This window comes from Streptomyces phaeofaciens (genome assembly GCF_014648915.1).
Classification (GTDB): Bacteria; Actinomycetota; Actinomycetes; order Streptomycetales; family Streptomycetaceae; genus Streptomyces; species Streptomyces phaeofaciens.
The window spans coordinates 180126-205591 of sequence record NZ_BMSA01000014.1 but is presented as its reverse complement, the minus strand read 5'-3'; the positions used below and the strand labels follow the sequence as shown (position 1 = coordinate 205591).

Annotated in this window: 25 protein-coding genes; 15 read left to right on the top strand and 10 right to left on the bottom strand. The window is 71.6% G+C overall.

The genetic code is table 11. From position 1 onward, the window contains the following. Positions 1–5: 5 nt before the first annotated feature. The 4 genes from thrC to groL all read left to right on the top strand — a co-directional run bounded on the left by thrC (position 6) and on the right by groL (position 4317). Entirely contained in the window at positions 6–1289 is a 1284-nt protein-coding gene (thrC, locus tag IE275_RS23895) for a threonine synthase (protein WP_189713422.1), read from the top strand. 114 nt (positions 1290–1403) lie between these two features. Then, complete coding sequence (locus IE275_RS23890) at positions 1404–1679, top strand: MoaD/ThiS family protein (protein WP_189713421.1); 276 nt, start codon at positions 1404–1406, stop codon at positions 1677–1679. 463 nt (positions 1680–2142) lie between these two features. Next, entirely contained in the window at positions 2143–2349 is a 207-nt protein-coding gene (locus IE275_RS23885; RefSeq protein ID WP_007493268.1) for a cold-shock protein, read from the top strand. 345 nt (positions 2350–2694) lie between these two features. Further along, the gene (groL, locus tag IE275_RS23880) at positions 2695–4317 is read left to right on the top strand and encodes a chaperonin GroEL (RefSeq protein WP_189713420.1); all 1623 of its coding nucleotides are present in this window, start codon (positions 2695–2697) and stop codon (positions 4315–4317) included. A 118-nt stretch (positions 4318–4435) separates the two neighbouring features. Here the strand turns inward: groL and IE275_RS23875 are convergent, their stop codons facing one another. Beyond that, positions 4436–5323: a glycerophosphodiester phosphodiesterase gene (locus tag IE275_RS23875; protein WP_189713419.1), complete on the bottom strand. Its 888-nt coding sequence runs from the start codon at positions 5321–5323 to the stop codon at positions 4436–4438. Between the two features lie 252 nt (positions 5324–5575). Between IE275_RS23875 and IE275_RS23870 the strand changes: the two genes are divergently transcribed. The 6 genes from IE275_RS23870 (at position 5576) to IE275_RS23845 (ending at position 13095) form a co-directional block, all read left to right on the top strand. Beyond that, complete coding sequence (locus tag IE275_RS23870; RefSeq protein WP_189713418.1) at positions 5576–6703, top strand: NADH:flavin oxidoreductase; 1128 nt, start codon at positions 5576–5578, stop codon at positions 6701–6703. Positions 6704–6731: 28 nt separating this feature from the next. Beyond that, a complete protein-coding gene (locus IE275_RS23865; RefSeq protein ID WP_189713417.1) occupies positions 6732–7586 on the top strand; it encodes a metallophosphoesterase family protein in 855 nt (284 codons plus the stop codon). A gap of 139 nt (positions 7587–7725) precedes the next feature. Continuing rightward, positions 7726–9198: an MFS transporter gene (locus IE275_RS23860; protein WP_189713416.1), complete on the top strand. Its 1473-nt coding sequence runs from the start codon at positions 7726–7728 to the stop codon at positions 9196–9198. A 133-nt stretch (positions 9199–9331) separates the two neighbouring features. Beyond that, positions 9332–10876, top strand: a complete 1545-nt coding sequence (locus IE275_RS23855) for a carboxylesterase/lipase family protein (RefSeq protein ID WP_189713415.1) — start codon at positions 9332–9334, stop codon at positions 10874–10876. Between the two features lie 312 nt (positions 10877–11188). Next, positions 11189–12547 carry a S1 family peptidase gene (locus IE275_RS23850; RefSeq protein WP_189713414.1) on the top strand — a complete coding sequence of 453 codons (1359 nt, stop codon included), beginning with the start codon at positions 11189–11191 and terminating at the stop codon, positions 12545–12547. 80 nt (positions 12548–12627) lie between these two features. Beyond that, positions 12628–13095, top strand: coding sequence for a hypothetical protein (locus IE275_RS23845; protein ID WP_189713413.1), 468 nt, complete (start codon positions 12628–12630; stop codon positions 13093–13095). 83 nt (positions 13096–13178) lie between these two features. On the opposite strand, the gene IE275_RS23840 is transcribed toward IE275_RS23845, so the two are convergent. The 5 genes from IE275_RS23840 to IE275_RS23820 form a co-directional block, all read right to left on the bottom strand. Then, the gene (locus IE275_RS23840) at positions 13179–13748 is read right to left on the bottom strand and encodes a hypothetical protein (protein WP_189713412.1); all 570 of its coding nucleotides are present in this window, start codon (positions 13746–13748) and stop codon (positions 13179–13181) included. Between the two features lie 288 nt (positions 13749–14036). Beyond that, entirely contained in the window at positions 14037–14366 is a 330-nt protein-coding gene (locus IE275_RS23835; protein ID WP_189713411.1) for a hypothetical protein, read from the bottom strand. Between the two features lie 15 nt (positions 14367–14381). Beyond that, complete coding sequence (locus IE275_RS23830) at positions 14382–15875, bottom strand: PTS transporter subunit EIIC (protein WP_229870482.1); 1494 nt, start codon at positions 15873–15875, stop codon at positions 14382–14384. A 16-nt stretch (positions 15876–15891) separates the two neighbouring features. Further along, positions 15892–16821, bottom strand: a complete 930-nt coding sequence (gene murQ / locus IE275_RS23825) for an N-acetylmuramic acid 6-phosphate etherase (protein WP_189713410.1) — start codon at positions 16819–16821, stop codon at positions 15892–15894. A gap of 47 nt (positions 16822–16868) precedes the next feature. After that, a complete protein-coding gene (locus tag IE275_RS23820) occupies positions 16869–17792 on the bottom strand; it encodes a MurR/RpiR family transcriptional regulator (RefSeq protein WP_189713409.1) in 924 nt (307 codons plus the stop codon). A 54-nt stretch (positions 17793–17846) separates the two neighbouring features. Here IE275_RS23820 and IE275_RS23815 point away from each other — a divergent pair, with 54 nt between their 5' ends. Together IE275_RS23815 and IE275_RS23810 are read left to right on the top strand one after the other, a co-directional pair. Beyond that, complete coding sequence (locus tag IE275_RS23815) at positions 17847–18242, top strand: DUF8819 family protein (protein ID WP_189713408.1); 396 nt, start codon at positions 17847–17849, stop codon at positions 18240–18242. Then, positions 18239–18526, top strand: a complete 288-nt coding sequence (locus tag IE275_RS23810) for a DUF4031 domain-containing protein (RefSeq protein ID WP_189713407.1) — start codon at positions 18239–18241, stop codon at positions 18524–18526. The genes IE275_RS23815 and IE275_RS23810 overlap by 4 nt, the downstream gene beginning before the upstream one ends. 49 nt (positions 18527–18575) lie before the next feature. Here the strand turns inward: IE275_RS23810 and IE275_RS23805 are convergent, their stop codons facing one another. Next, a complete protein-coding gene (locus IE275_RS23805) occupies positions 18576–19082 on the bottom strand; it encodes a GNAT family N-acetyltransferase (RefSeq protein WP_373299279.1) in 507 nt (168 codons plus the stop codon). After that, positions 19079–19723 (bottom strand): HD domain-containing protein, encoded by a 645-nt coding sequence (locus IE275_RS23800; protein WP_189713406.1) that lies wholly within the window; start codon positions 19721–19723, stop codon positions 19079–19081. The genes IE275_RS23805 and IE275_RS23800 overlap by 4 nt, the downstream gene beginning before the upstream one ends. A gap of 69 nt (positions 19724–19792) precedes the next feature. Between IE275_RS23800 and IE275_RS23795 the strand changes: the two genes are divergently transcribed. Further along, complete coding sequence (locus IE275_RS23795) at positions 19793–20494, top strand: copper homeostasis protein CutC (protein ID WP_189713405.1); 702 nt, start codon at positions 19793–19795, stop codon at positions 20492–20494. A gap of 69 nt (positions 20495–20563) precedes the next feature. Here IE275_RS23795 and IE275_RS23790 read toward each other — a convergent pair whose 3' ends face one another. Continuing rightward, positions 20564–22609, bottom strand: coding sequence for a HelD family protein (locus IE275_RS23790; RefSeq protein ID WP_189713404.1), 2046 nt, complete (start codon positions 22607–22609; stop codon positions 20564–20566). 261 nt (positions 22610–22870) lie between these two features. Between IE275_RS23790 and IE275_RS23785 the strand changes: the two genes are divergently transcribed. Then, positions 22871–23050: a hypothetical protein gene (locus tag IE275_RS23785; protein ID WP_189713403.1), complete on the top strand. Its 180-nt coding sequence runs from the start codon at positions 22871–22873 to the stop codon at positions 23048–23050. An 80-nt stretch (positions 23051–23130) separates the two neighbouring features. On the opposite strand, the gene IE275_RS23780 is transcribed toward IE275_RS23785, so the two are convergent. Then, positions 23131–24777, bottom strand: coding sequence for a DNA repair helicase XPB (locus IE275_RS23780; protein WP_189713402.1), 1647 nt, complete (start codon positions 24775–24777; stop codon positions 23131–23133). Between the two features lie 130 nt (positions 24778–24907). Between IE275_RS23780 and IE275_RS23775 the strand changes: the two genes are divergently transcribed. After that, positions 24908–25450, top strand: a complete 543-nt coding sequence (locus IE275_RS23775) for a hypothetical protein (protein ID WP_229870480.1) — start codon at positions 24908–24910, stop codon at positions 25448–25450. The last annotated feature ends 16 nt before the right edge of the window (positions 25451–25466 follow it).

Here is a 25466-nt window from a genome sequence, read left to right as displayed (position 1 = left end):
CTCACATGGCTGCGCAGATTGTTGCCACCGAATCCACGACTGTCGACCTCGGTCCCGCCACGGCGCTGAGCTGCCGCGAGTGCGGTCACCGCGTCCCGCTCGGCCCCCTCTTCGCCTGCGAGGAGTGTTTCGGCCCGCTCGAGATCGCGTACGACTTCTCCTCCTACGACACGGAGGAGCTCCGCAAGCGCATCGAGGCGGGACCCGCGAACATCTGGCGCTACGCGCCGCTGCTGCCCGTCCCGGCCGACGTGGCGGACAAGCCGAACATCAACCCGGGCTGGACCAAGCTCGTCGCCGCCGACAACCTGGCGCGCGAGCTGGGCGTCGAGGCCGGCAAGCTCTTCGTCAAGGACGACTCCGGCAACCCGACCCACTCCTTCAAGGACCGGGTCGTCGCCCAGGCCATCGAGGCCGCCCGCGCCTTCCACTTCACCACTCTCTCCTGCTCCTCCACCGGCAACCTCGCCGGTGCGGTCGGTGCCGCCGCGGCCCGCGCCGGCTTCCGCTCCTGCGTGTTCATCCCGCACGACCTGGAGCAGGGCAAGGTCGTCATGGCCGCGATCTACGGCGGTGAACTCGTCGGCATCGAGGGCAACTACGACGACGTGAACCGCTTCTGCTCCGAGCTGATCGGCGACCCGGCCGGCGAGGGCTGGGGCTTCGTCAACGTCAACCTGCGGCCGTACTACGCGGAGGGGTCCAAGACCCTGGCGTACGAGATCTGCGAGCAGCTCGGCTGGCGGCTGCCCGACCAGCTCGTCGTGCCCATCGCCTCCGGCTCCCAGCTCACGAAGATCGACAAGGGGCTCCAGGAGCTGATCAAGCTCGGGCTCGTCGAGGACAAGCCGTACAAGATCTTCGGCGCGCAGGCCGAGGGCTGCTCGCCGGTGTCCGTGGCCTTCAAGGCGGGCCACGACGTCGTCCGCCCGCAGAAGCCGAACACCATCGCCAAGTCGCTGGCGATCGGCAACCCGGCGGACGGCCCGTACGTCCTCGACATCGCGCGCCGCACCGGCGGTGCGGTGGAGGACGTGAACGACGAGCAGGTCGTCGACGCGATCAAGCTGCTGGCGCGGACCGAGGGCATCTTCGCGGAGACCGCCGGCGGTGTGACCGTGGGCGTGACGAAGAAGCTGATCGACAGCGGTCTGCTCGACCCGACGAAGACGACGGTCGTGCTGAACACCGGCGACGGTCTCAAGACCCTGGACGCGGTGGCCGGCACGGGCCTCACCGCGACGATCCGCCCCAGCCTGGAGTCGTTCCGGGAAGCCGGTCTCGCCTGAGGCCGTCGTCCGTCCGCGGGTCGGTGGGGCCGGTCGCGCCCCGCGGCGGCGCCGCACACCGACACCGCTCCCGCGCCCCTGTGAGGCGCTCCACCTGACCGGAGGTCGAAAGTCATGAGCGTTACCGTCCGCATCCCCACCATCCTCCGCACGTACACGGGTGGCCAGGCCGAGGTGAAGGCCGAGGGGGCGACCCTCGGTGAGGTCATCTCCGACCTGGAGGCGAACCACACCGGGATCGCCGCGCGCGTCCTGGACGACCAGGGCAAGCTGCGCCGGTTCGTCAACGTCTACGTCAACGACGACGACGTCCGCTTCGAGCAGGGGCTTCAGACGGCGACTCCGGACGGCGCCGGCGTCTCGATCATCCCGGCCGTCGCGGGCGGCTGACCGGTGGTTGACCGCCGTTCAGTACCCACCAGTAGTAACCGTCGGTAACAGTGATTACCGAGTGTTCATCGAATTGCCCCCTCCGTGAGAGAAGCGGAGGGGGCAATTCAGTGTGATTGAGCGCGGTACAGTTGGGGAACCGGGTCGCGAAACCCTGATCCGGAGTCTTTGATTTCCATGGTGCGCCCGATAAGAAGCAGCCAAAGTGCGTGTCTCTTGGGCGGCATTTGTGGCATTTGCGGGGCCCGACTTGCCCTGAGTTCTGGCGAATTCTCGCCACATTCCGGATCGCGTGCGTCCAGAATTCTCGTCCGACTGACCTGTTGCAGACGGCAGTTGGACAGATACATTCAGCCGCGGTCGACGCGTTCCGGCGCACGCCCCCAACCAACTGGGGGGTGAGGTCTGACCCGGATCCGCGAAGTGTGGATCTGTGCAAGGGCCAGTAATAGGGGAGTTAGGCATGGCTCAGGGCACCGTCAAGTGGTTCAACGCGGAGAAGGGGTACGGCTTCATCGCGGTCGACGGTGGTGCGGATGTTTTCGTCCACTACAGCGCGATCCAGATGGACGGATACCGCACCCTGGAAGAGGGTCAGCGGGTCGATTTCGAGATCTCGCAGGGCCAGAAGGGGCCGCAGGCGGACATGGTCCGGCTGGCGACCGGCTGAAGCACGCGCCGACTGACAGCGACGTTCTTCTGTTCCATCTTCGAAGGGCTCGCACCTCCCGGGGTGCGAGCCCTTCGGCATGCCCGGGTGCCGTCCGGGCCGCCCCGGGCGTGCCCGGACGGCACCCGTCTTCACCTGCGGATCACCCGGAGGCGCTTGCACTCGACCATGCCGAGTGCTAATCATTGGCGTTAGCACTCTGAAGGTGAGAGTGACAACGAAGGACCGGGTCGGTGAGGCCCGCAGGCCAAGTGGGGCAAGGAACCACGCGGTATGCGAGCCGTCCGTCGCGGGCGCGGGCGCGGTCCGAAGGAATCACCCCCAGTCCTGGAGGGACCACTTCACATGGCCAAGATCATCGCGTTCGACGAGGAGGCGCGGCGCGGCCTCGAGCGCGGCATGAACCAGCTCGCGGACGCCGTGAAGGTGACGCTCGGCCCCAAGGGCCGCAACGTCGTCCTCGAGAAGAAGTGGGGCGCCCCCACGATCACCAACGATGGTGTCTCCATCGCCAAGGAGATCGAGCTCGAGGACCCGTACGAGAAGATCGGCGCCGAGCTGGTCAAGGAAGTCGCCAAGAAGACGGACGACGTCGCCGGTGACGGTACGACCACCGCGACCGTTCTCGCCCAGGCCCTGGTCAAGGAGGGCCTGCGCAACGTAGCCGCCGGCGCCAACCCGATGGCTCTGAAGCGCGGCATCGAGAAGGCCGTCGAGGCCGTCTCCGGTGCGCTGCTCGAGCAGGCGAAGGATGTCGAGACCAAGGAGCAGATCGCTTCGACGGCCTCCATCTCCGCCGCCGACACCCAGATCGGCGAGCTCATCGCCGAGGCCATGGACAAGGTCGGCAAGGAAGGCGTCATCACCGTCGAGGAGTCCCAGACCTTCGGTCTGGAGCTGGAGCTCACCGAGGGTATGCGCTTCGACAAGGGCTACATCTCGGCGTACTTCGCCACCGACATGGAGCGTATGGAGGCCGTCCTCGACGACCCGTACATCCTGATCGCGAACTCCAAGATCGCCAACGTCAAGGACCTGCTCCCGCTCCTGGAGAAGGTCATGCAGTCGGGCAAGCCGCTGCTGATCATCGCCGAGGACGTCGAGGGCGAGGCCCTGTCGACCCTGGTCGTCAACAAGATCCGCGGCACCTTCAAGTCCGTCGCGGTCAAGGCCCCGGGCTTCGGCGACCGCCGCAAGGCGATGCTGAACGACATCGCCATCCTCACCGGTGGCGAGGTCATCTCCGAGGAGGTCGGTCTCAAGCTCGAGAACACGACCCTCGACCTCCTGGGCAAGGCCCGCAAGGTCGTCATCACCAAGGACGAGACCACCATCGTCGACGGCTCCGGCTCCTCGGACCAGGTCGCCGGCCGGGTGAACCAGATCCGCGCCGAGATCGAGAACAGCGACTCGGACTACGACCGCGAGAAGCTCCAGGAGCGCCTGGCGAAGCTCGCGGGCGGCGTGGCCGTCATCAAGGCCGGTGCCGCGACCGAGGTGGAGCTCAAGGAGCGCAAGCACCGCATCGAGGACGCCGTCCGCAACGCGAAGGCCGCCGTCGAGGAGGGCATCGTCGCCGGTGGCGGCGTCGCGCTCATCCAGGCGTCCTCCGTCTTCGAGAAGCTGGACCTCGAGGGTGACGAGGCGACCGGCGCCAACGCCGTGCGCATCGCGCTCGAGGCCCCGCTGAAGCAGATCGCCGTCAACGGTGGTCTCGAGGGCGGCGTCGTCGTGGAGAAGGTCCGCAACCTTCAGGTCGGCCACGGCCTGAACGCCGCGACCGGTGAGTACGTCGACATGATCGCCTCCGGCATCATCGACCCGGCGAAGGTCACGCGCTCTGCCCTGCAGAACGCCGCCTCCATCGCCGCGCTCTTCCTCACCACCGAGGCCGTCATCGCCGACAAGCCGGAGAAGGCCGCCGCGCCGGCCGGCGGCGGCATGCCGGGCGGTGACATGGACTTCTGATCGACCCTGGTCGATCAACGTCCTGACCGAGGGCGGCACCCCCTGCTGACGCGGGGGGTGCCGCCCTCGGGCGTTTCTTCCGGTGTCCGCCGGTGGGTGCGGCCGCCCGGCCGGTGGCTCAGCCCTGACCGAGTGCGCTTCTCATCCGGTCGGGGACGTCACTGGTGAAGCCGTCCACGCCCAGGCCGCTCAGCCGGAGTGCCTGGCTGGTGGTGTTCACCGTGTACGGCCACACCTTGAGGGGCGTGCCGTGCGGGCCCTTGAGGGCGTGTGCGCGGTTCACGAGGTTCGCGGTGGTGCCCCGGTGCTCGGGGTTGATCACGTCGGCGAACTTCGCGTACGACTCCAGCTTGGCGGCCGTCGGCTGCTCGTCGCAGATGCCCAGCTTGATGTCCGGCCGCTGCGAGCGGACGTCCTTCAGGGCGGCGGCCAGGAAGCTGATCATGTACAGGCGGTCGTTGACGTGGTGGGTGTCCAGCCAGCCCTTGCGGTTGAGGACGTTCAGGATGTCCCGGGTGACGCCGGGGAAGTTGCCCGGCCACTTCACCTCCAGGACCAGGCCCTGGTCGTTGCGGTCCAGCCGGTCCAGCAGCTGTCCGAGGGTGGGGATGCGGGCCGATTCGTACCCGGACCCCTTCCACTCGGCCGAGGTTCCCGCGCGGAGTCGGCCCAGTTCCGCGGCGGTGAAGTCGCCCACCTTCCACGGCGCGCGGTTCGGGAAGACCGTCTCGGCGTCGGTGGTGCGGGCGAGGTCCTGGTCGTGCATGAGGACGAGCACGCCGTCCCTGGTGCGCTGTACGTCCACCTCGACCCAGTCGACCCCCGCCCGGTCGGCGCGGTCCACGGCTTCGAGGGTGTTCTCGGGGGCGAGGCCCCCGGCCCCGCGGTGACCGATGACGACGGGGCCGCTCCGGGCCGTGGCGGCCTCGGAGTACGCGGAAGGGGCGAGCGGTACGAGGGACAGGGTGAGGGCGACGGACGTCAGGGTGCACGTGCGTATGAGCATGGGTGTGGTCCCGTTTCGGGTGTGGGGGGGGTGGGGTTTCACCATGAGTCTTGGCCCGGCGGGGGAGAGGTGCCCAGTGGTGCTGCTCCATGCGGGGACGAGGCCGTGCGGGGTGGGCTCGGGCGTGTGCGGGATCACACGGGCGGGGTGCCGGAACCGGAATGTGGCGCACGCGCGGGTCGGTTGAAGTCTGCACAGGCACTCGATGCATGTGCACATACCAGTTGGTCCCCATTCTGAGGAGCCCCCCACGTGAGCGTCACCCAGTCCAGCCCCTCCCGTGCCGCCGAGATCCTCTCCCGGCCGGTGTCGATCAACGGCCTGACCGTCCCGAACCGCATCGCGATGGCGCCCATGACGCGGATGTTCTCCCCGGGCGGCGTCCCCGGTGCGGACGTGGCGTCGTACTACGCCCGCCGCGCCGCCGCCGGTGTCGGCCTGCTGGTCACCGAGGGGACCTACGTCGGGCACGACTCCGCCGGACAGAGCGACCGGGTGCCCCGGTTCCACGGCGAGGAGCAGCTCGCGGGCTGGGCGAAGGTCGCGCAGGACGTGCACGCGGCGGGCGGCACGATCGTGCCGCAGCTGTGGCACATCGGGATGGTGCGCAAGCAGGGTGAGCCCCCGTTCGCGGACGCGCCCGCCGTCGGCCCCTCCGGCATCCGGGTCGACGGGACCGAGGGCACCGGCAAGGCCATGACCCAGCGCGACCTGGACGACGTCATCGGCGCGTTCGCCGAGGCCGCGGCCGCCGCCGAGCGCATCGGCTTCGACGGCGTCGAGATCCACGGCGCGCACGGCTACCTCGTCGACCAGTTCCTGTGGTCCGGCACCAACCGCCGCAGCGACGCCTACGGCGGCGACCCGGTGGCCCGGACGAAGTTCGGCGCGGAGATCGTGGCCGCCGTCCGCGAGACCGTCTCGCCCGAATTCCCGGTCATCTTCCGCTACTCGCAGTGGAAGCAGGAGGCGTACGACGCCCGGCTCGCCGAGACCCCGGAGGAGCTGGAGGCCATCCTGACCCCGCTCGCCGCGGCCGGTGTGGACGCCTTCCACGCCTCCACCCGCCGTTACTGGATCCCGGAGTTCGACGACTCCGAGCTGAACCTCGCGGGCTGGACCAAGAAGCTCACCGGCAAGCCGGCCATCACCGTCGGCTCGGTCGGCCTCGACGGCGACTTCATCAAGGCCTTCGTGGGTGAGGGTTCCCCGGTGAAGGGCCTCGACGACCTCCTCGACCGCCTGGAGCGCGACGAGTTCGACCTGGTGGCCGTGGGCCGCGCCCTGCTCCAGGACCCGGAGTGGGCGGCCAAGGTCCTCGCCGGCCGGACCGACGAGCTGAAGCCCTACGACGCGGCCGCGCTGAAGACCCTCAGCTGAGCCCCAACACGCGCGTATCGTCCGGGAGATGAGAATCCTTCATCTCTCGGACACCCATGTCGAACGAGGCGACGCCCCGGCCCGGCCCGGCACCGACGCCACCGGCTCCCTGCGGCTGATGCTCGCCGAACTCCGCCATCAGCGGGACGTGGACGCGATCGTGGTCACGGGCGATGTCGCCGACGACGGTTCGGTGGAGGCGTACTCGACCGTAAGGGAGCTGGTCGGCGACTTCGGGCGCGCGATGGGTGCTCCCGTCTTCTACACCACCGGCAACCACGACGAGCGCACCGCGTTCGCGAAGGTGCTGGGCAGCGGGCATCCGGAGGCGGAGGCCGAGTTCCCCGGCGCCGAGCTGGCCGCCGTCAGCACGGTCGGTGGCCGACGGCTGGTCACCCTGGACTCGCTGGTGCCGGGGAAGGTGTGGGGCCGGCTCGGCGACGCCCAACTCGACTGGCTGAAGGGCGTGCTGAGCACGCCCGCCGAGCACGGCACCGTGCTCGCCTTCCACCACCCGCCGATCAGTCTGGGCATCTCCTCGACCCAGCGGGTCTTCGGCCTGCGCGACGCCGACGCGCTGGCGGCGGCGATCCGGGGGAGTGACGTACGGGTCGTCCTGACCGGTCACTTCCACGCCCAGCTCTGCGGGTTCCTGGCGTCGGTGCCGGTGTGGGTGACGCCGGGGGTGGTCAACCGGATCGATCTGACGACCGCGCCGGGGACCGAGCGGGCGGTGCGCGGGGCGTCCGCCTCGCTGGTGGAGCTGGGTGGGGCGACGGGTCCGCTGTTCCACACCTTCCACGCGCGTGATCCGCGGGCCCACGAGACGGTCTACGAGCTGGACGAGGAGCGGACCCGGCAGGTCGTCGAGCGGCACGGCTGAGGCCCGGACGGGGTCCGTGGGAGCGCGTTCCACCTGGTCAGTGGCGCACGCTCCCATTTAGCTTGCTTAACTCAATCAATCGCCATAAGCTTGCTTGAGTCAAGCAGTTCATCCTCGCGCGTTCGACGGAGGCCCTGTCATGTCCGACGCCCTTGCCCGACCCGCCGCGGCGGAGACATCCGCCCGGCCGGGGTCGAACGCCGTGGTGGCGGTGCTGGCCCTGGCCGGGATCGTCGTCTCGCTGATGCAGACCCTGGTCATCCCGATCGTCCCCGAGCTGCCGAAGCTGCTGGACGCGCCCGCCTCCGACACCGCCTGGGCGGTCACCGCCACCCTGCTCGCGGCCGCCGTCGCCACCCCGGTCGTCGGCCGGCTCGGCGACATGATCGGCAAGCGGCGGATGCTGGTCGTCAGCATCCTGCTGCTGATCTCCGGCTCGGTGGTCTGCGCCTTCGCCGACTCCCTCGTCCCGATGATCGTCGGCCGTGCGCTCCAGGGCCTGTCGGCCGCCGTGGTGCCGCTGGGCATCAGCATCCTGCGCGACACCGTCCCCGCGGAGAAGCTCGCCGGTTCGACCGCGGTGATGAGCGCCTCCCTCGGCGTCGGCGGCGCGCTCGGACTGCCGTCCGCCGCGTTCATCGCCGACAACTGGGACTGGCACGTCCTCTTCTGGACCTCCGCCGCCCTCGGCGTCGTCGCCCTCCTCCTCGTCCTGGCGTTCGTCCCCGAGTCGCGGCACCGCGCCGGCGGACGCTTCGACCTCGTCGGCTCGCTCGGCCTGTCCGCCGGACTGGTCGCACTGCTGCTGACCGTGTCCAAGGGCGCCGACTGGGGCTGGACCTCCGCCACCACGCTCGGGCTGGGCGCCGCCGCCGTGCTGATCCTGTTCGCCTGGGGCCGCTGGGAGCTGAAGGCCCGGCAGCCGCTGGTCGACCTGCGCACCACCGCCAGGACCCAGGTGCTGTTCACCAACCTCGCCTCGGTCGCCCTCGGCTTCTCGATGTTCGCGATGTCCCTGGTCCTGCCGCAGCTGCTCCAGCTCCCCGAGCAGACCGGCTACGGCCTCGGCAGGTCGATGCTGACCGTCGGCCTGGTGCTGGCCCCGCAGGGCTTCGTCATGATGGTCATGTCCGCGGTCTCCGCCCGGATCACCAAGGCCAAGGGGCCGAAGGTGACCCTGATGATCGGTGCCCTGATCGTCGCCGCCGGCTACTCCCTGAACATCGCTCTCATGAGCGAGGTCTGGCACCTGGTCCTGGTGTCCTGCGTCATCGGCGCCGGCGTCGGCTTCACCTACGGCGCGATGCCCGCCCTGATCATGGGCGCGGTCGACCCCTCCCAGACCGGCGCGGCCAACAGCCTCAACACCCTGATGCGGTCGCTGGGCACGTCCTTCGCCAGCGCCGTCGCCGGTGTCGTCCTCGCGCGGATGACCACCGACTTCGGCGGGTACGCCCTGCCCTCGGAGAACGCCTTCAAGGTCGTCATGGCGATCGGCGCGGGAGCCGCCCTGCTCGCCTTCTTCCTCGCCGGCTTCATCCCCGGCCGTAAGACCGCCGCGGAGCCCGCCGCCGCCGAGGGGACGCAGGAGGCCGCACCCGTCAAGGTGTGAGCCGCGTCGGCCCGGCCGGAGGTGGCCGTCACCCACACGAGGGGTGACGGCCGCCTCCGGCACTTTCCGTGATCAGCAGCCGTTCCACGAGTGACCCGCGATTCTTCAGGAGTACCGATCTTCAGGAGCGCCGATGACGACATCCGAGGCCGGACCCGCACTCGTCGTACGCACCGCGGCGGGTGCCGTCCGCGGCCGCCGGGAAAGCGGTCTGACGGTCTTTCGGGGCATCCCGTTCGCCGCGCCCCCGGTCGGCGAGGCCCGCTTCCAGGCCCCGCGCCCGCCCCACCCGTGGGACGGCACACGGGAGGCGTACGTCTTCGGCCCGCCACCCCCGCAGGAGGCCGGCATCCAGGGCCGCACGGGCGTCCTCGACGCGCCCACCGGTGACGACTGGCTGACGGTCAACGTCTGGACACCCGACGCCGACGACCGGGCGCATCGCCCGGTGATGGTGTGGATCTACGGCGGCGCCTACAAGCTCGGCCACTCCGGCAGTCCGGGCTACGACGCCCAGCACATAGCCCGCGCCGGTGACCTGGTCGTCGTCACCCTCAACTACCGCGTCGGCGTCGAAGGGTTCGCGCGGATCGAGGGGGCGCCCGCCAACCGGGGCCTGCTCGACCAGGTGGCGGCGCTGGAGTGGGTGCGGGACAACATCACGGGGTTCGGCGGCGACCCCGGCAGGGTGACCGTGTTCGGCGAGTCGGCGGGCGCCGGGTCCGTGGCGGCGCTGCTGGCGATGCCGGGCGCACGGGGCCTGTTCGGGCGGGCGATCGCCCAGAGCGTGCCCGGCACGTACTTCTCCGACGAACTGGCCCGGGACCTCGCGACCGCGATCGCCGCGGAGGCGGGCCTGCGCCCGACGGCCGCCGACCTGGCGACGGTGGACCCGCGGGCGCTGCCCGAGGCCGGGGCCGCGCTGGGCACCACGATGGGGCAGCGCGTGGACCGCTGGGGCCGGGTGGCGCCCACGGTCACCCCGTTCTCCCCGGTGGTGGACGGCGAGGTGCTGCCGACGACCCCCTGGCGGGCGCTGGCCGAGGGCGCCGCCCGGGACATCGACCTCCTCGTCGGGCACAACGCGCAGGAGTGGCGTCTGTTCCTGGTCCTGGGCGGTCTGGCGGACAAGGTGACGGAGAAACAGGCGGCGGACGCGCTGCGGCTGTTCGCCCCGGACGGAGAGGCGGGCGAACGCGCCTACCGCCGGGCCTACCCGGACGCGGGGCCGGCCGAGCTGTTCGAGCGCGTCCAGTCGGACTGGCTGTTCCACATGCCGTCCCTGCACCTGGCCGAGGCGCAGGTGGCGGCCGGCGGGCGAGCCCACGTCTACCAGCTGACCTGGCAGGCCCCCGGAATGGGCGGCACCCTGGGCGCCTGCCACGGCCTGGACGTCCCGCTGCTGTTCGGCACGTTCGACGCGGACCTCGGGAACCTGCTGTTCGCCGGGGCGGAGGTGACGCAGGAGGCGCGGGCGCTCTCGGAGCTCTTCCGCACGTCCTGGACGTCCTTCGCGCGCACCGGCGACCCGGGCTGGGCCCCGTACGACACCGGGCGCAGGCCGGTGCGGGTGCTGGACGTGCGGCCGGAGACGGTCCCCTACCCGCAGGAGACGTCCCGCCGGCTGTGGGAGGGGAGGGACTTCCCGCCGCTGCCGTTGCCGGCTGCCCAGGGATAGGGCTGGAGGCTTGGGCCGGATGACGCCCAAGGGCCGCGACCTACTCGATCAGCGGAGTCCCGCGAACTGAGAGACCGTCACGGAGTGCTGCCCGAACTGGGGTTGCTTCAAGGACAAGTCACCGCGAACGCGTCACATCTCTCTTGATCCATTTGTTCGAGAACCGTACTGTTTCTCCAGGCGCTGACCAACGCCTCGGTGCTCACGCTGACCACGTAAGCACCACATGTCCGTGGAAGTTGCCGGGGGGCTCCGTGCAACACCCTTGGATATTCGCTTCAATGGGGGAATCGAATGAGGATCAGATCCGTCGTGCTGCCTGCCCTGGCAGTGGCCGGAATGCTAGTACCGGTGGCGACTCCTGCGATGGCGGTGCAGGCGGCGCCCACCTCGCCCGGCGTCGTCGGCCTGCCAACGCCAACGGGGCAGGCCGACGAAGACATCATCGCCGAATCCGACCGACTGCGCCGCGAGTTCGGATTCGAGGCCAGCGGCACCGAGTTGCCCTCCACCCTGAAGGCTGACATGGCCTTCGCTGCTTCCGCGGACGAGGACACGCAGCCGCTCGTCAACGAATGGGGCTTCATCGGAACGGCCGCCGAGGCTGCGGAGATGCAGCGCCGCGACACGCTGACATCCGCGGTCGAGCCGATGGTTCAGAAGTTCGGCGAGCAGGGCAACTTCGCCGGCCAGTTCCTCGACACCAAGAACGGTGGACGCCTGGTCGTGCAGTTCGCCGATGCGCTGCCTGGGAAGGAGGCCCGGGACGAACTCGCGGCGAAGGCCGTCTCCTCGGGCAGTTCCGCCGATGACGTCGAGTTCCGGGTCGTCCAGCGCTCGTCCCTGGAACTCACCAACGCCATGAAGACGGTGTGGGAGTGGGACGACAGCACCGCAGACACGGTGTCGGTCGTCTCCGTCGAGGAGGACGTGGAGGCCAATCGGCTCAACGTGGCCTTGAAGCCCGGTACCGATCCGGCGGGCCTGCGGGAAACCCTCGGGAACCTGGGCGTTCCCGCGAACATCACTGTCAGCAAGGGTGCCGACGATCTGGCGTGCACGTCCCGCAACGCATGCGGCTCGCCCCGACGTGGCGGGGTGGGAGTCACCATGCCCAGCGGGGGAGGCTGCACCATCGGATGGGTCGTCAAAAAGGGCAGTTCATGGGGGGCCGTGACCGCGGGGCACTGCGACTGGGGCCGGAACAGCGGTACGGTCAAATCGGGAGCCGCGTACGGTTCGCTGACGAGTAACAATGCCCTGAAGAATGGCACGCATGCGGACATGCGTTTCATAAGTATCTCCAGCGACGCGAAGCCCTGGCTGTATCAGAACAATTCGAGCAAGGCCCGGGTCGTCAAGAAGCAGGCGCTGGGATCTGTGGGGTCAAGCTCCTGCCTCTTCGGCCGGAACTCCGCGACCCCGACCTGCGGAAAGATCACTTCTACGAACGCGAGCCGCCGGAGCAGCACATGCGGTTGTGTCGTGTACGGGCAGTCCGCGGCCACATTCTCGGCAAAGCCCGGTGACAGTGGCGGTGCCGTCGCCAGCAGCACTACGGGAAATACCGCACGAGGTATCCTTTCGGGATCCGACGGCGCCGGGAAGATGCACTACAGCTCGATCGGCTACACATCGACGTACAGCATGGGGAATCTCGCCACCGGGTGATGTGCCAGGTGCGTAAGCGCTGCCTTGTAAACCGCCGTACGGTCGGTGGCAAGGCTCGAGGATGGAACAGGACGGCTTCCATGAAAGCCCGGCTCTCTGTGGCACTGGTCCTCTTGGTCGGTCTGACGGCGTGTTCGTCGGCATCCGCTGACGACGGCCAGGGCGACTGTGGCGACTGGCCCGCCTACGCCAGTCCAAGCAAGGCTCTTGAGCAAGCGGACTGGGTCGTCACCGCCGACGTCGTCAAGGCGGTCGGTAGCGAGAAGGTCCACGGCACCGAGGCACACGTCTACTCGGTCAGGACGATGGGGCTCCCTCTGTTCAAGGGAGACGCGGTGGGGCATGAGGATCTGAAGGTCGTTTCGACGCCTCAGAAGTGCGCTGCCGGGGATCCGTATCCCGAAGGAGACCCCCTCCGCGATCAGAAGCAGGTCATTCTCTTCCTCACGCGTGATGGTGCGGACGATATGTGGCGGACCATCAGTCCCACGCAAGGAGTGCTGCCGGCGACCGGGGACGCCGGCCTTCCCGATCGATGGCCCACCTGATCTGTATCAGGAGGCGAGCCTGGGGCTGCGTGGGTGCGGCCCCAGGCTCGACGGCCCGTCCGCGTAGTCCTTGAAGCCCGGGCCTACAGGTTGCCCAAGGGCTCGATGTCGACCTTCACCGGGGTTCCCCAGATGCGGAGCACCTCGTAGTCGGTGAACTCGTGCACCAGCCGGTAGGCCATGGCGGGCCGGGAGCCGCGGCGCAGGGCGGCGAGGTACAGCTCGGCCTCCTGCCGGTCCCGCCGCGGTGTCCCGCACAGCTGCCACTCCTGGCCGTTCCACAGTTCCGGCAGCCAGCGCTGCTGGGGCTGGGGCCGGTCGGCCCGGGTGCCGTACCGGGAGGGGGCGGTGGAGGTGTGCGCGGGCTGCGGCGCCGGGCCGTTGAACTCGGCGCGGCGGGCCGCCCGGCGCCGGGTCTCGCAGAGCAGGCAGAGATCGGGGGCGGCCTCGTCGACCGGTCCGTTCGGGTGCTCGGCGCAGCGGGTGGTGGCGGCGGTGCTGGTGACGCTCTCGTCCAGCAGCTCCAGGGCGCGCCGCAGATCGGCCTTGACCTCGTGCAACCGGGCGTCGGGCGTGTCGGAGGTCAGGGCCTCGCCGTGCTCCCCGAGCAGCCGGAGGGCACGGCCCAGGGCGGTGAGCTGGGCGTGGTTCATGGCACCAAGAGTAGGGCGGGCGGCGCCGGGGCCGTCGAGGGGCGGCCGACGGCCGACGTGCGGCGGCCTCCCACGGGTCCGTCGGCCACGGCGCCGGTCACGACCCGGGCGAGGTCGGCACCCGGATCGCGAAGGTGTCCGGGCACGCCGGTCGCGCCGGTGTCGCCGGACACGCGGTCACGCGGGTGTCGCCGGTCATGCCGGTCACCCCGGTCGCGCCGGTGTCGGCGGGCACGTCGGCGTGCCGGTCACGCCGGTCACCGGCCGGCGGTAAGCGGTGGTGGCCGGTCAGCTCGCGGCCGGTGGCAGCTCCAGCCGCCGGCCGTGCCCGATCTCCCCGTCCGGGTCGTCGCTCACGACCGCGAGGGCCCCGGCCGGGACCCCGGGCAGCGCGGCCACCCGGGCGGCCACCCCCAGCAGCTCCGCCTCCGCCGCGCCGGTGACGAAGAAGACGTAGAAATCCCCGTACTCCACGCCCTCGTCGAAGACCTCGGCGACGCCGTTCTCCTCCAGCTCGGCCAGGACGTCCTCGACCTCGTCGATCCAGGGGTAGGGGTACGCCCCCGCGGGCAGACCGGGCGGGGATGTCAGGGGTACATGGATCTCCACGACGAGCACGGTGCCATCCTCCCCTCAGGAGCTGTGTGCGCGCTGGGCCGCGACCGCCGCGGTCACCCCGCCGAAGGCGTAGGTCGCGGCGAAACCCACCGCGTATCCCGTCACCAGCCCGCCCGCGTAGATCGCCGCGGTCATGCCCAGTCCACGGTTCCCGGCCAGCAGCGGGAACAGTGCCCAGCCCGACGGGCCGATCGCGCTCGCGCCGACCTTGTCGCCGAGCATCGCGAAGAAGCCGACGAAGGCCCCGCCGGCCGCGCCGCCCGTGCAGGCGGTGAGGAACGGTCGGCCGAGGGGCAGCGAGACGCCGTAGATGAGCGGCTCGCCGACGCCCAGCAGGCCCGCCGGGAGCGCCGACCTGATGGTCGTCCGCAGGGACGCGCCGAGGGACACGTCGTGGCGCAGCCGGACGTACACCGCGACGGCCGCGCCGACCTGGCCCGCGCCCGCCATGGCCAGGACCGGGAGCAGGACCGTGTAGCCCTGCTGTTCGATGAGGGTGGTGTGGATGGGGATGAGGGCCTGGTGCAGGCCGAGCATCACCAGCGGCAGGAAGAGGCCGCCCAGGACCAGGCCCGCGAAGGCGCCGGTCGTCGCCAGCAGCCAGTTCGCCGCCGTGCCGATCGCCGTGGACACCGCGCCGGCCACGTACATGATCCCGTACAGCGTGCCCAGGCCCGCGACGAGGACCGTCAGCGCCGGGGTCAGCAGCACGTCGAGGGTCTCGGGGACCCGGCCCCGGCACGTCTTCTCGACGTAGGTCGCCAGCAGCGCGGCGGCCAGGGCGCCGAGGACCCCGCCCTGGCCGGGGGAGAGCGTCACCCCGAACGCCGTCACCTTCGCGACCCCCGGGTAGACCACGATCGCCGCCACCGCACCGCCCAGGATCGGGGTCCCGCCGAACTCCTTCGCCGTGTTGTGGCCGACGAACACGGCGATCAGCGCCATGAACGCGGCGGCGACGGCGGCCAGGGCGGGGGTGAGGCCGGGCAGCAGGCCGGTGTTGACCAGCAGCCCGTTCAGGCCGGCCAGGATCCCGCAGCCGATCAGGGCCGGGATGAGCGGGACGAAGACGGCGGCGAGGCGGCGCAGTACGGCCTTCAGCGGGGTCGCGCCGCGCGCCGTGCGGGCCGGCGGCGGTTCGGCGCCCTGAACGGCCGACCCCTGAGCGGCCGACCCCTGAGCGGCCGGTGCCACCGTGGCCGGATCCGGTGCGGCCCCATCCGGTGCGACCGCCCCCTGAGCGCCCGGTTCCGGCGTGGCGGTCAGCCGTTCGAACTCGGCCGTCACCCGTGCCACCACCCCCGGGCCGAGCACCACCTGGCAGGTGTCGTCGTCCGCGACGATCCCGAGCACCCCGGGCAGCTCGCGCAGCGCCTCCCCGTCCACCCGGGACGGGTCGGCCAGGCGCAGGCGCAGCCGGGTCATGCAGTGGGCGACGGAGGTGACGTTCGCGGGGCCGCCGACGAGCGGCAGGATCGCGGCGGCGGTGGAGGAGGCGTCGATAGGCACCCCCCGAGCGTGCGGCTCAGCCGCCCGCCGCACCGAGCGCGGCACGCAGATGTCCCCCGGACTCCTCCAGAAGGCGGGCGGCCGACGGCCCGTCCACCCCCGCGAGCAGCACCAGGATCGCGTCCTTCACCTCGCCGCCGGTGGCCGTGAGGGCCACCTCGATCTCCGGGTCCGCGGCGCCCGTCGCCAGGGCGACGATCCGCCGGGAGCGGGCGCGCAGCTTGTCGTTCGACGCGCGGACGTCGACCATCAGGTTCCCGTACGTCTTGCCCAGGCGGATCATCGTGATCGTCGAGACCATGTTGAGGACCAGCTTCTGGGCCGTGCCCGCCTTCAGCCGGGTCGAGCCGGTGAGCAGTTCGGGACCGGTGACCACCTCGATCCCGTGGTCGGCGGCCGCGGCCAGCGCACTGCCCGCGTTGCAGGCCAGCCCGACGGTCAGCGCGCCCCGGGAGCGCGCGTACTCGACGGCGCCGATCGCGTACGGCGTGCGCCCCGAGGCGGAGACGCCGATCACCGAGTCCTCGGGGGTCAGCGAGAGTGCCGCCAGGTCCCGGGCGGCCAGTTCCCGGGAGTCCTCCGCGCCCTCGACCGAGGTCACCATCGCCGCGGGCCCGCCCGCGAGGACCCCGACGACCTGCCCGGGAGCGGTGTTGAAGGTCGGCGGGCACTCGGAGGCGTCGAGCACCCCGAGCCGTCCCGCCGTCCCGGCTCCCGCGTAGATCAGCCGGCCGCCCCGGGTCATCCGCTCGGCCACGGCGTCGATCACGGCGGCGATCTGGGGCAGCCGCTCGGCCACGGCCGCCGGCACGGCGGCGTCCTCGCCGTTCATGAGCCGGGTGATGGCGAGAGTGGGAAGGCGGTCGATCTCGGCGAGTTCGGGCCGGAAGGCCTCGGTGGTCAGCGAGTTCAGCTGGGCGCGCAGGTCATGGGGGAGAGAGGTCATGGGAAGAGGCTCTTTTCGACTCCGGTGCGATGCTCCACGGGACACTCCTACCGGTGCCGGTGCGCCAACGCCTCGTACGACGCGGCGAGCGCGGGCCCCGCCGTCGCGTACGTCCGCTGGGCCACCCCCACGAACAGACAGTCCACCACCAGCAGCTGTCCCGTCCGCGAGGACATCGCGGCCGGCCGCCACTCGCTCTCCCGGGCCGTCGACGTGGTCAGCACATGGTCCGCGTACTGCGTCACCGCGCTCTCCGGCCGCCCGGTGATCGCGACGGTCGTGGCCCCCTGTTCGAAGGCGACCCGCAGCGGTTCGATGACGTCCCCGGTCGACCCGGAGTGCGTGATCGCGATCGCCACGTCGCCGCCGCGCAGCTGGACCGCGTTCGTCACCGCGAGGTGCGGATCGCTGTGGGCGTGGGCGATGAGACCGATCCGCAGCAGCTTCTGGGTGAGGTCCTGGGCGACCAGCCCGGACGCCCCGATGCCGTACACGTCGATGCGCCGCGCGCCGGCGGCCGCGCCGACCGCGGCCTCCAGCTGCGCGGTGTCGAGGCCGGCGGCGGTGTCGGCGAGGGTCTGCTGCTCGTCGTGGGCGAGCTTGGCGACGACATCGGCGAGGGAGTCGTCGACGTCGATGTCGGTGGTGAGGGCGGGCGCCCGCCCGGACTGCTGCTGGGCCGCCAGCCCGGCGAGGGCGAGCCGCAGGTCGCGGTAGCCGGGGTAGCCGAGCAGCCGGGCGGTGCGCACGACGGTCGCCTCGCTGGTGCCGGTGCGTTCGGCGAGGCCGGTGACGGTGAGGGCGGCGCAGCCGGCGGGGTCGCCGGCGACGGCCTCGGCCACGCGCTGCATGGAACGGGTCAGGGACGGGGCCATGGTGCGGACCTTGGCGGCGAGGGCGGCGGGCGCGGGCGCCGGTGCGGACGCGGCCGGTTGAGCCGGACTGAAAGTTTCCTTCACATCCTGGGTCACTTCTGAAAGGTATTTTCGGTTCTGGAAGCGGTCAAGAGTGCGCACAATGGGGACATGGATCCCTCCGCCGACTCCGTGAGTCCCCTGGAACAGGCCCTGCACGCCGCGCGTTCCCTCGTGCTGGCCGATCTGGCCGCCGGTCAGGTCGCCGCGGCGGACGTGGTGTCCATGGTCGAGGACTCGGTGATCCAGCGGCGCTGGTGGGTCGAGCAGTGGCCGGAGGGGGCGCACTACGTGGCCGGGCTGGTGGCCCAGGACGTGCAGGACGCCCTGCTGGAGCGGTACGGGCGCTGGCCGCTGTGCCCGGTGTGCGGCTCCGGCGACCCGCACGCGCTCGACGTCGAACCGGAGCTGGGGCCGGACCCGCACTGGGTGTGCCATCTGGCGGGCGTGAAGGTCGCGGCGGTGGGCGCCCTGGGCTCGGCGTCCGGGGGAACGTCCTCGTCGTGACGGTCTACATCGACCCGCCGAACTGGCCGGGACACGGACGCATGTGGTCCCACCTGGTCAGCGACGTCTCGTACGACGAACTGCACGACTTCGCCGGGCACCTGGGCGTGCCCCGGCGCGCCTTCGAGCGTGACCACTACGACATCCCGTCCCACCGGTACGCCGAGGTGGTCGCCGCCGGGGCGGTCGAGGTCGGCAGCCGCGAGGTGGTGCGGCTGCTGCACGGGGCGGGTCTGCGCAGACGCAAGGGCGCGGCACGGGGCCCCGGTCCGGACACGGTCTAGCCAGGGCCTGCGGGCCACACCCCGCGCGGCATGATCCGAACGACCGGCTCTAGGGGAGCACCGGCCGCTGCCGGCGCAGCTCGTAGGCGTACTCCTCCTCGCCCTCCCCGACCAGGACGAACCCCGACCGTTCGAGCACGGCGCGCGAGGGCGCGTTGGCGTGGGCGACGGTCGCGAACAGCCGGTGTACGTCGTCCCGGGCCAGCGCCCAGTCGGCCAGCGCGCGCAGGGCCTCGGTCGCGTAGCCGTGGCCGCGGGCGGGCTCGACGAGGTCGTAGCCGATCTCGGTGCGGCCGTCCTCGTCGGGGGCGCCGTGGAAGCCCATGCTGCCGAGGGCCCGGCCGTCCGCGGTCCGTACGAGGACGTAGAGCCCGAAGCCGGGGCGCAGGACGCCCGCTTCATGCGCCTTGAGCGCCATGCCGGCGGCGCCGCGCGTCCCCTCGTAGGGCGCGCCGCCGAGCCAGGCGTAGCCGCCGCTGCCGCCCGCCCGCAGTTCGGCGAGGGCGGGCAGGGCGGCGCTCCGGAGGGTGAGGCGGCCGGTCGCGGTCCGGATCACGAGGCCAGCAGCTCCAGCTCGCCCCGCAGGTTGTAGCGGGCCGTCGCCTCCCACTCCGCCGCCCCGTACGGCGTCCTGAACAGCCGGGGCAGGTCCAGGAGTTGGCGCAGGACCGCGGCGCGGCCGGTGCGGAAGGCGTCGGTCGGCACGAAGTGGTACTCCGCGCGGACGGCGGCGGTGTACGCGGCGTACGCGGACGGCGGCGCGGCGAGGATCGCGAGGTCGGCGTCGCACAGCACCTGGCCGTCGCGGTCGTCGTCGGCCGGGTCGTGGGTGACGGTGAGCCGGACCAGGCGGGCGACCTCGGCGGTTCGGGCGTCCGGAACCCCGGCCTCCGCCAGGGCGCGTTCGGCGAGGCGGGCCGAGCGTTCCTCGTTCTCGGAGCGGTCGGGGAGGTACACCGCGTCGTGGAACCAGGCGGCCAGCCGGACGGCGGCCGGGTCGGCGGCGTACCGCTCCAGCGCGTCGACGTGGTCGAGGACCGCCGTGAGGTGCGTGAGCGTGTGGTAGTGGCGCTGCGGCTCCTGCCAGCGGGTCAGGAGGCGGTCGGCGTAGGGCGCCGGGTCGGGGCCCTCGCCGGGTTCCCGGGCTGCCCGGAGGGTGTGGGCGAAGCGTGCGCGCAGCGCGTCGAGATCGGCCATGGCCTCATTGTCGCGCGGACGGAGATACTCTTGAATTGGTTTAGACCTATCGCCGAGGAATGGGGTCCCATGAGCGAGCGTGCAGTTCTGGAGGTGATCGCCCTCGACGCCGAGGACGCCGTCGCCGCGCAGGCCGGAGGCGCGGACCGCCTCGAACTGATCACCGACATGGCCGCGGACGGGCTCACCCCGCCCGTCGAGGTCTTCGCCGCGATCCGGGCCGCGGTCGGCCTCCGGCTGCGCGTGATGCTGCGGCTGGCGGACGGCTTCGCCGCGGGCGACGTCGACCGGCTCGTGCGGGCCGCCCGTGCGCTGCGGTCGGCCGGCGCCGAGGAGTTCGTGCTCGGTTTCCTCGACGCGGAGGGCGGTCCTGACCTGGCCGCCGTGGAACGGATCGTCGCGGAACTGGACGGCTGCCCCTGGACGTTCCACCGGGCCCTGGACCACAGCGCCGACCGCAACGCCCTGCGCAAGCAGCTGGACGGCATGCCCGGCCTCGACACCTACCTCACGGCCGGCTCCGCCTCCGGCGTCGACGAGGGCCTGCCGGTCCTGCTCGCCGAGGCGGCCTGCGGCGGCGAGCAGGGCTACGAGCAGCAGCTCCTGGTCGGCGGCGGCCTCCGCCTCGACCATGTGCCGGCCCTGCGCGCCGCCGGGATCGACGCCTTCCACATCGGCGGCGCGGCCCGCCCCGGGGGCTGGACGGGCCCGGTGTCGGCGCAGGCGGTGCGGGAGTGGCGACGGGCACTGGACGAGGGCCGGGAACACTGACCCAGCCGGACCGGAAACGGGACCGGAAGCCGGACCGGTGAGGCCCCGCGGGCTCAGGCCGTGAGCTGCTCAGGCCGTGAGCTGCTCCGGCAGCGGCCCCCCGTGCGTCACGATCAGGCCCGACACCGCTCGGGTCAGAGCCACGTACAGGCGGCGCAGACCCGTGCGCTCGTCCGGTTCGGCGTCGACGACCGCGCGGGGCTCGTCGAGGACCACGTAGTCGTACTCCAGGCCCTTGGCCAGGGAGGCCGGGACCAGGGTGAGACGGGTCTCGCGGGTGGTCTCCTCGCCGGGGGCCAGATGGGCGATACCGGCCGCCGTCAGGGCCTGGGCGAGCACGGGCACCCGGGCGTCGGCCGCGATCAGGCCGGTCGAGCCCTCGTTGCGCAGCAGCTCCTCGCACGCGGCCACCACCTCGGCGGTCTCCTCGACCGGCCGCAGGTCGAAGAAGCCGGGGTTCTCCCGGACCGAGGCGACCGGGGTCAGTCCGGGCGCGATGTGCGGCAGCAGCCGGGAGGCGTACGTGATGACGTCCGTCGGCACCCGGAAACCGGCGGTCAGCTCCTCGACCACCGCCTCCGGCTTGCCGAGGTGGGTCAGCGCCTCCGCCCAGCTGCGTGTCGCCCACGGCGTGGTGCCCTGCGCCAGGTCCCCCAGGACGGTCGCGCTGCCGGTGGTGCACCGGCGGCCGACGGCCCGGTACTGCATGGGGGAGAGGTCCTGCGCCTCGTCGAGGACGACATGGCCGAGGGAGTGCGTGCGCTCCACGACGTCCGTCGCCTCGTCGATCAGCACCGCGTCCGCCGCCGACCACCTGGCGGACTTCACCGACCGCGCCGGCTTCGCCCACAGGATCGTCTTCTGCTCGTCCTCGGTGAGGATCCCCTCCGCGTGCGCGGCGAGGAAGTCCGGGTCCGAGAGCAGCCGCAGCACGAGCTTCGCCGGGTCGACCGGCGGCCAGAGCTCCTTCACGGCCGCCTTGACCGCCGTGTTGCGGGCGACGGCGTCCTGCACCCGGTCGTCCGGCGCCTCGCCGGAACGCTCCATCTGCACCAGCACGGCGTGCGCGACGCGCTGCGGCAGCGCGTCCCGGGCGGCGCCGTACCGGATGTCCCGGTCCAGCAACTCGCGGACCATGACCTCCAGTTCGTACGCCGGGACCCGCCACCGGCGGGAGCCGCGCACCACGACCACCGGCTCGGTGGGCATCCTGACGTGCGCGTAGACGGCCCGGCGCACGACCTGGGCCATCCTCGCGTCGCCCTTGACGATCGCGGCGGCCGCGTCGTCCGCGCCCCGCACCTCCACCTGCGCCACCAGGTCGTCGACGGTCGCCTGGCGCACCGCCATCTCACCCAGGGCGGGCAGCACCTGCTCGATGTAGTGCAGGAAGGACCGGTTCGGCCCGATGACCAGGGTGCCGGTGCGGGCGAGCCGCTCCCGGTGGGCGTAGAGGAGGTACGCGACACGGTGCAGGCCGACGGCCGTCTTCCCGGTTCCCGGGCCTCCCTGCACGCACACCGTCCCGCCCAGCCCGGAACGGACGATCTCGTCCTGCTCGGGCTGGATGGTGGCGACGATGTCCCGCATCGGACCGACACGCGGCCGCTCGATCTCCTGCTGGAGCAGCTTGCTGGTGCGCGCCGCCTCCCCGGGGTCGGAGAGGTGCTCGTCCTCGTACGCGGTCAGGTCGCCGCCGGTGTAGCCGAAGCGCCGCCTGAGCCCGATGTCCATCGGGTCCTTCTTCGAGGCCCGGTAGAACGGCTGCGAGACCGGCGCACGCCAGTCGATGACCATCGGGTCGCCGCCCTCGTCGTGCACATGCCGCCGCCCGATGTAGAACCGTTCCCCCTCCGCGCCCTCCGCCCGGTCGGCGCCGGGAGCGTGCAGGTAGTCGAGCCGGCCGAAGAACAGCGGGGTGTCACTGAGGTCGGCGAGCGCCTTGATGCGCTCCTCGATCTGGCGCTCCAGGATCTGGGCGTTGACCCAGTTCGCGGTGACGTCGCTGATGTCGAGGGACTCGACGTCCTCCCGCATGGCGCGCAGGGCGGCGCGGGAGGAGAAGAGGTGGGCGCGCTCCCGGCCGAGGGGATCGTCGTGGGCGGGCGTGGACAAGGGGGTGCCTCCGGGCCGGCTGGGGTGGGCAACGGCGATGCCGTCCGGTTTCCGTCCGGACGGCGGCACTCCGAGGGGAGGCGGGCAAGAGCGGAGATTCTAGGTGAGCGCGGCCGGAGGGGCCAACGCGTTTTCCCGCACCCTGAGGGCGGACCCCGTGTCCCGTAGGGGAAGCCCGGGTCCACGGGTGTACCCAGGTAGTACGCCGACCGGGGACCTGGGACCGATGCCGTCCGCCGCCGCCGTGTCCATCATGGAGACATGAGTGCAGCGACCCTCAACCCAGCCCCCGGTCGCCCTTCCGGAGCGACCCCCCTCTCCGGCGCCCACCGCCACCGCCTCGGCGACGCCCTGCGCGCGGTCAAGGTCTTCGTGGGAGCCGCCTTCGACGTGGTCATCCTCGGCGAGTACGGCGAGGAGGCCGGCGTGCGCCGCCGGTGACCCCGGCCGGCCGGCACCACTGACCCCGGCCCGTCCGGTGCCGGCGACCCGGCCCCGGCCCCGGCCGTCCCGGCCCGGCCTCAGCCGTCCTGTGCCAGCAGTTCGTCCGCGTCCATGATCCGGTACGCGTAGCCCTGTTCCGCCAGGAAGCGCTGGCGGTGCGCGGCGAAGTCCTGGTCGATGGTGTCGCGGGCGACGACCGAGTAGAAGTGGGCCTGGTGGCCGTCGGCCTTCGGGCGCAGGACCCGGCCGAGGCGCTGGGCCTCCTCCTGGCGGGAGCCGAAGGTGCCCGACACCTGGATGGCGACCGTCGCCTCCGGCAGGTCGATCGAGAAGTTCGCGACCTTCGACACCACCAGCACACTGATCTCGCCCTCACGGAAGGCGTCGAAGAGCTTCTCGCGCTGGGCGTTGGACGTCTCGCCCTTGATGACGGGCGCGTTCAGATGCTCGCCCAGCTCGTCCAGCTGATCGATGTACTGGCCGATGACGAGGATCTGCTGGCCCGCGAAGCGCCGCACGATCGCCTCCGTCACCTTCCGCTTCGTCGCGGTCGTCGCACAGAAGCGGTACTTCTCCTCCGCCTCCGCCGTCGCGTACGCGAGGCGCTCGGAGTCGGTGAGATTGACCCGCACCTCGACGCAGTCGGCGGGCGCGATGTAGCCCTGCGCCTCGATCTCCTTCCACGGGGCGTCGAACCGCTTGGGGCCGATGAGGGAGAAGACGTCCGACTCCCGGCCGTCCTCGCGGACCAGGGTCGCCGTCAGGCCCAGCCGGCGGCGGGCCTGGAGGTCGGCGGTGAACTTGAACACCGGCGCCGGCAGCAGGTGCACCTCGTCGTAGAGGATGAGCCCCCAGTCCCGGGAGTCGAACAGCTCCAGGTGCGGGTAGACGCCTTTGCGCCGGGTCGTCAGCACCTGGTAGGTGGCGATGGTGACGGGCCGGATCTCCTTCTTCGTCCCGCTGTACTCGCCGATCTCGTCCTCGGTGAGCGAGGTCCGCTTCACCAGCTCGTGCTTCCACTGCCGGGCGGAGACGGTGTTCGTGACGAGGATCAGCGTGGTCGACTTCGCCTCGGCCATCGCCCCGGCGCCGACCAGGGTCTTGCCCGCACCGCACGGCAGGACCACGACCCCGCTGCCGCCGTGCCAGAAGTTCTCCACCGCCTGCCGCTGGTAGGGCCGCAGGGCCCAGCCGTCCTCGTCCAGGTCGATCGGGTGCGCCTCGCCGTCGACGTACCCGGCGAGGTCCTCGGCCGGCCAGCCCAGCTTCAGCAGCGTCTGCTTGATCTGTCCGCGCTCGGAGGGGTGCACGGCCACGGTGTCCGGGTCGATCCGGGCGCCGACCAGCGGGGCGACCCGCTTCGAGCGCAGGATCTCCTCCAGCACCGGCCGGTCGGTGGTCGTCAGGACCAGCCCGTGCGCGGGGTGCTTGGACAGCGTCAGCCGGCCGTAGCGGTCCATCGTCTCGGCGATGTCGACGAGCAGCGCGTGCGGCACCGGGTAGCGGCTGTACTCCACGAGCGCGTCCACCACCTGCTCCGCGTCGTGCCCGGCCGCCCGCGCGTTCCACAGGCCCAGCGGGGTCACCCGGTAGGTGTGGATGTGCTCCGGCGCCCGCTCCAGCTCGGCGAACGGTGCGATGGCCCGACGGCAGTCGTCCGCCCGCTCGTGGTCGACCTCAAGGAGCAGAGTCTTGTCCGACTGGACGATCAGCGGTCCGTTCACGTGGTTCGCACATCCTTTCCGCACGGCCAAACGTCCAGTGTGCCCCATCCCGCGTGCAACCCCGAGCCCCTCTCGGCGGTCTTGTCCGGGGGAAGCCGCGCAGCGCGCGCGGCTCGGTGAGGAGCTCGCGGTGACTTCCGTACGCATCTGGGGACCCGGCGTCGGGGCCGTGGTGGTGCTGGTGGCGACCGGGGCGTGGGCGCGCGGGTCGACCGGTGAGGTGGACGCCGGGCTGTGGGACGCCGTACGGCCCGCGATCGAGGCCCGGCTCACGGCGCAGGCCGCGGACGAGGAGGGGTACGGCGAGGCCGCCCTCGGGGCGCGATGGTTCTGCGCCGCGGATCCACTGGACCTGCGGCAGGACGACGGCCGGGTGCGGGCCGGCGTGGACACCCTGTGCATGGAGTACGGGGTGCGGGACGGCAGCCTCCAGGAGTGCAGCGGTTCGCACTATCCGCAGGTGATGCGGCTGGAGCGGGACCCGCACGGCGGCTACCGCGTGGTCTCGCAGGAGGAGCCGCCGGACGGCGCCGACTACGCCTCCTGGCAGGAGGACCACTTCAGCGTCCTCGCCGAGTACCGGCTCGACGGAGCCACGGACGCGTCCGGGCTGGAGTCCGCGGCCCGCGCCCACTTCGGCCTGCCCGCGGACGCCCCGGTCGGCGACTGTTAGCCAACGAAGATCGGGG

What these genes read in the sequence shown, in the direction of transcription:
- IE275_RS23815 (WP_189713408.1), top strand. Translation starts at nt 17,847, where the DNA reads ATGGATCCCTCCGCCGACTCCGTGAGTCCCCTGGAACAGGCCCTGCAC.
- murQ (WP_189713410.1), bottom strand. Translation starts at nt 16,821, where the DNA reads ATGACCTCTCTCCCCCATGACCTGCGCGCCCAGCTGAACTCGCTGACC.
- IE275_RS23860 (WP_189713416.1), top strand. Translation starts at nt 7,726, where the DNA reads ATGTCCGACGCCCTTGCCCGACCCGCCGCGGCGGAGACATCCGCCCGG.
- IE275_RS23840 (WP_189713412.1), bottom strand. Translation starts at nt 13,748, where the DNA reads ATGAACCACGCCCAGCTCACCGCCCTGGGCCGTGCCCTCCGGCTGCTC.
- IE275_RS23890 (WP_189713421.1), top strand. Translation starts at nt 1,404, where the DNA reads ATGAGCGTTACCGTCCGCATCCCCACCATCCTCCGCACGTACACGGGT.
- IE275_RS23855 (WP_189713415.1), top strand. Translation starts at nt 9,332, where the DNA reads ATGACGACATCCGAGGCCGGACCCGCACTCGTCGTACGCACCGCGGCG.
- IE275_RS23875 (WP_189713419.1), bottom strand. Translation starts at nt 5,323, where the DNA reads ATGCTCATACGCACGTGCACCCTGACGTCCGTCGCCCTCACCCTGTCC.
- IE275_RS23800 (WP_189713406.1), bottom strand. Translation starts at nt 19,723, where the DNA reads ATGGCCGATCTCGACGCGCTGCGCGCACGCTTCGCCCACACCCTCCGG.
- IE275_RS23785 (WP_189713403.1), top strand. Translation starts at nt 22,871, where the DNA reads ATGAGTGCAGCGACCCTCAACCCAGCCCCCGGTCGCCCTTCCGGAGCG.
- groL (WP_189713420.1), top strand. Translation starts at nt 2,695, where the DNA reads ATGGCCAAGATCATCGCGTTCGACGAGGAGGCGCGGCGCGGCCTCGAG.
- IE275_RS23885 (WP_007493268.1), top strand. Translation starts at nt 2,143, where the DNA reads ATGGCTCAGGGCACCGTCAAGTGGTTCAACGCGGAGAAGGGGTACGGC.
- IE275_RS23865 (WP_189713417.1), top strand. Translation starts at nt 6,732, where the DNA reads ATGAGAATCCTTCATCTCTCGGACACCCATGTCGAACGAGGCGACGCC.
- IE275_RS23795 (WP_189713405.1), top strand. Translation starts at nt 19,793, where the DNA reads ATGAGCGAGCGTGCAGTTCTGGAGGTGATCGCCCTCGACGCCGAGGAC.
- thrC (WP_189713422.1), top strand. Translation starts at nt 6, where the DNA reads ATGGCTGCGCAGATTGTTGCCACCGAATCCACGACTGTCGACCTCGGT.
- IE275_RS23845 (WP_189713413.1), top strand. Translation starts at nt 12,628, where the DNA reads ATGAAAGCCCGGCTCTCTGTGGCACTGGTCCTCTTGGTCGGTCTGACG.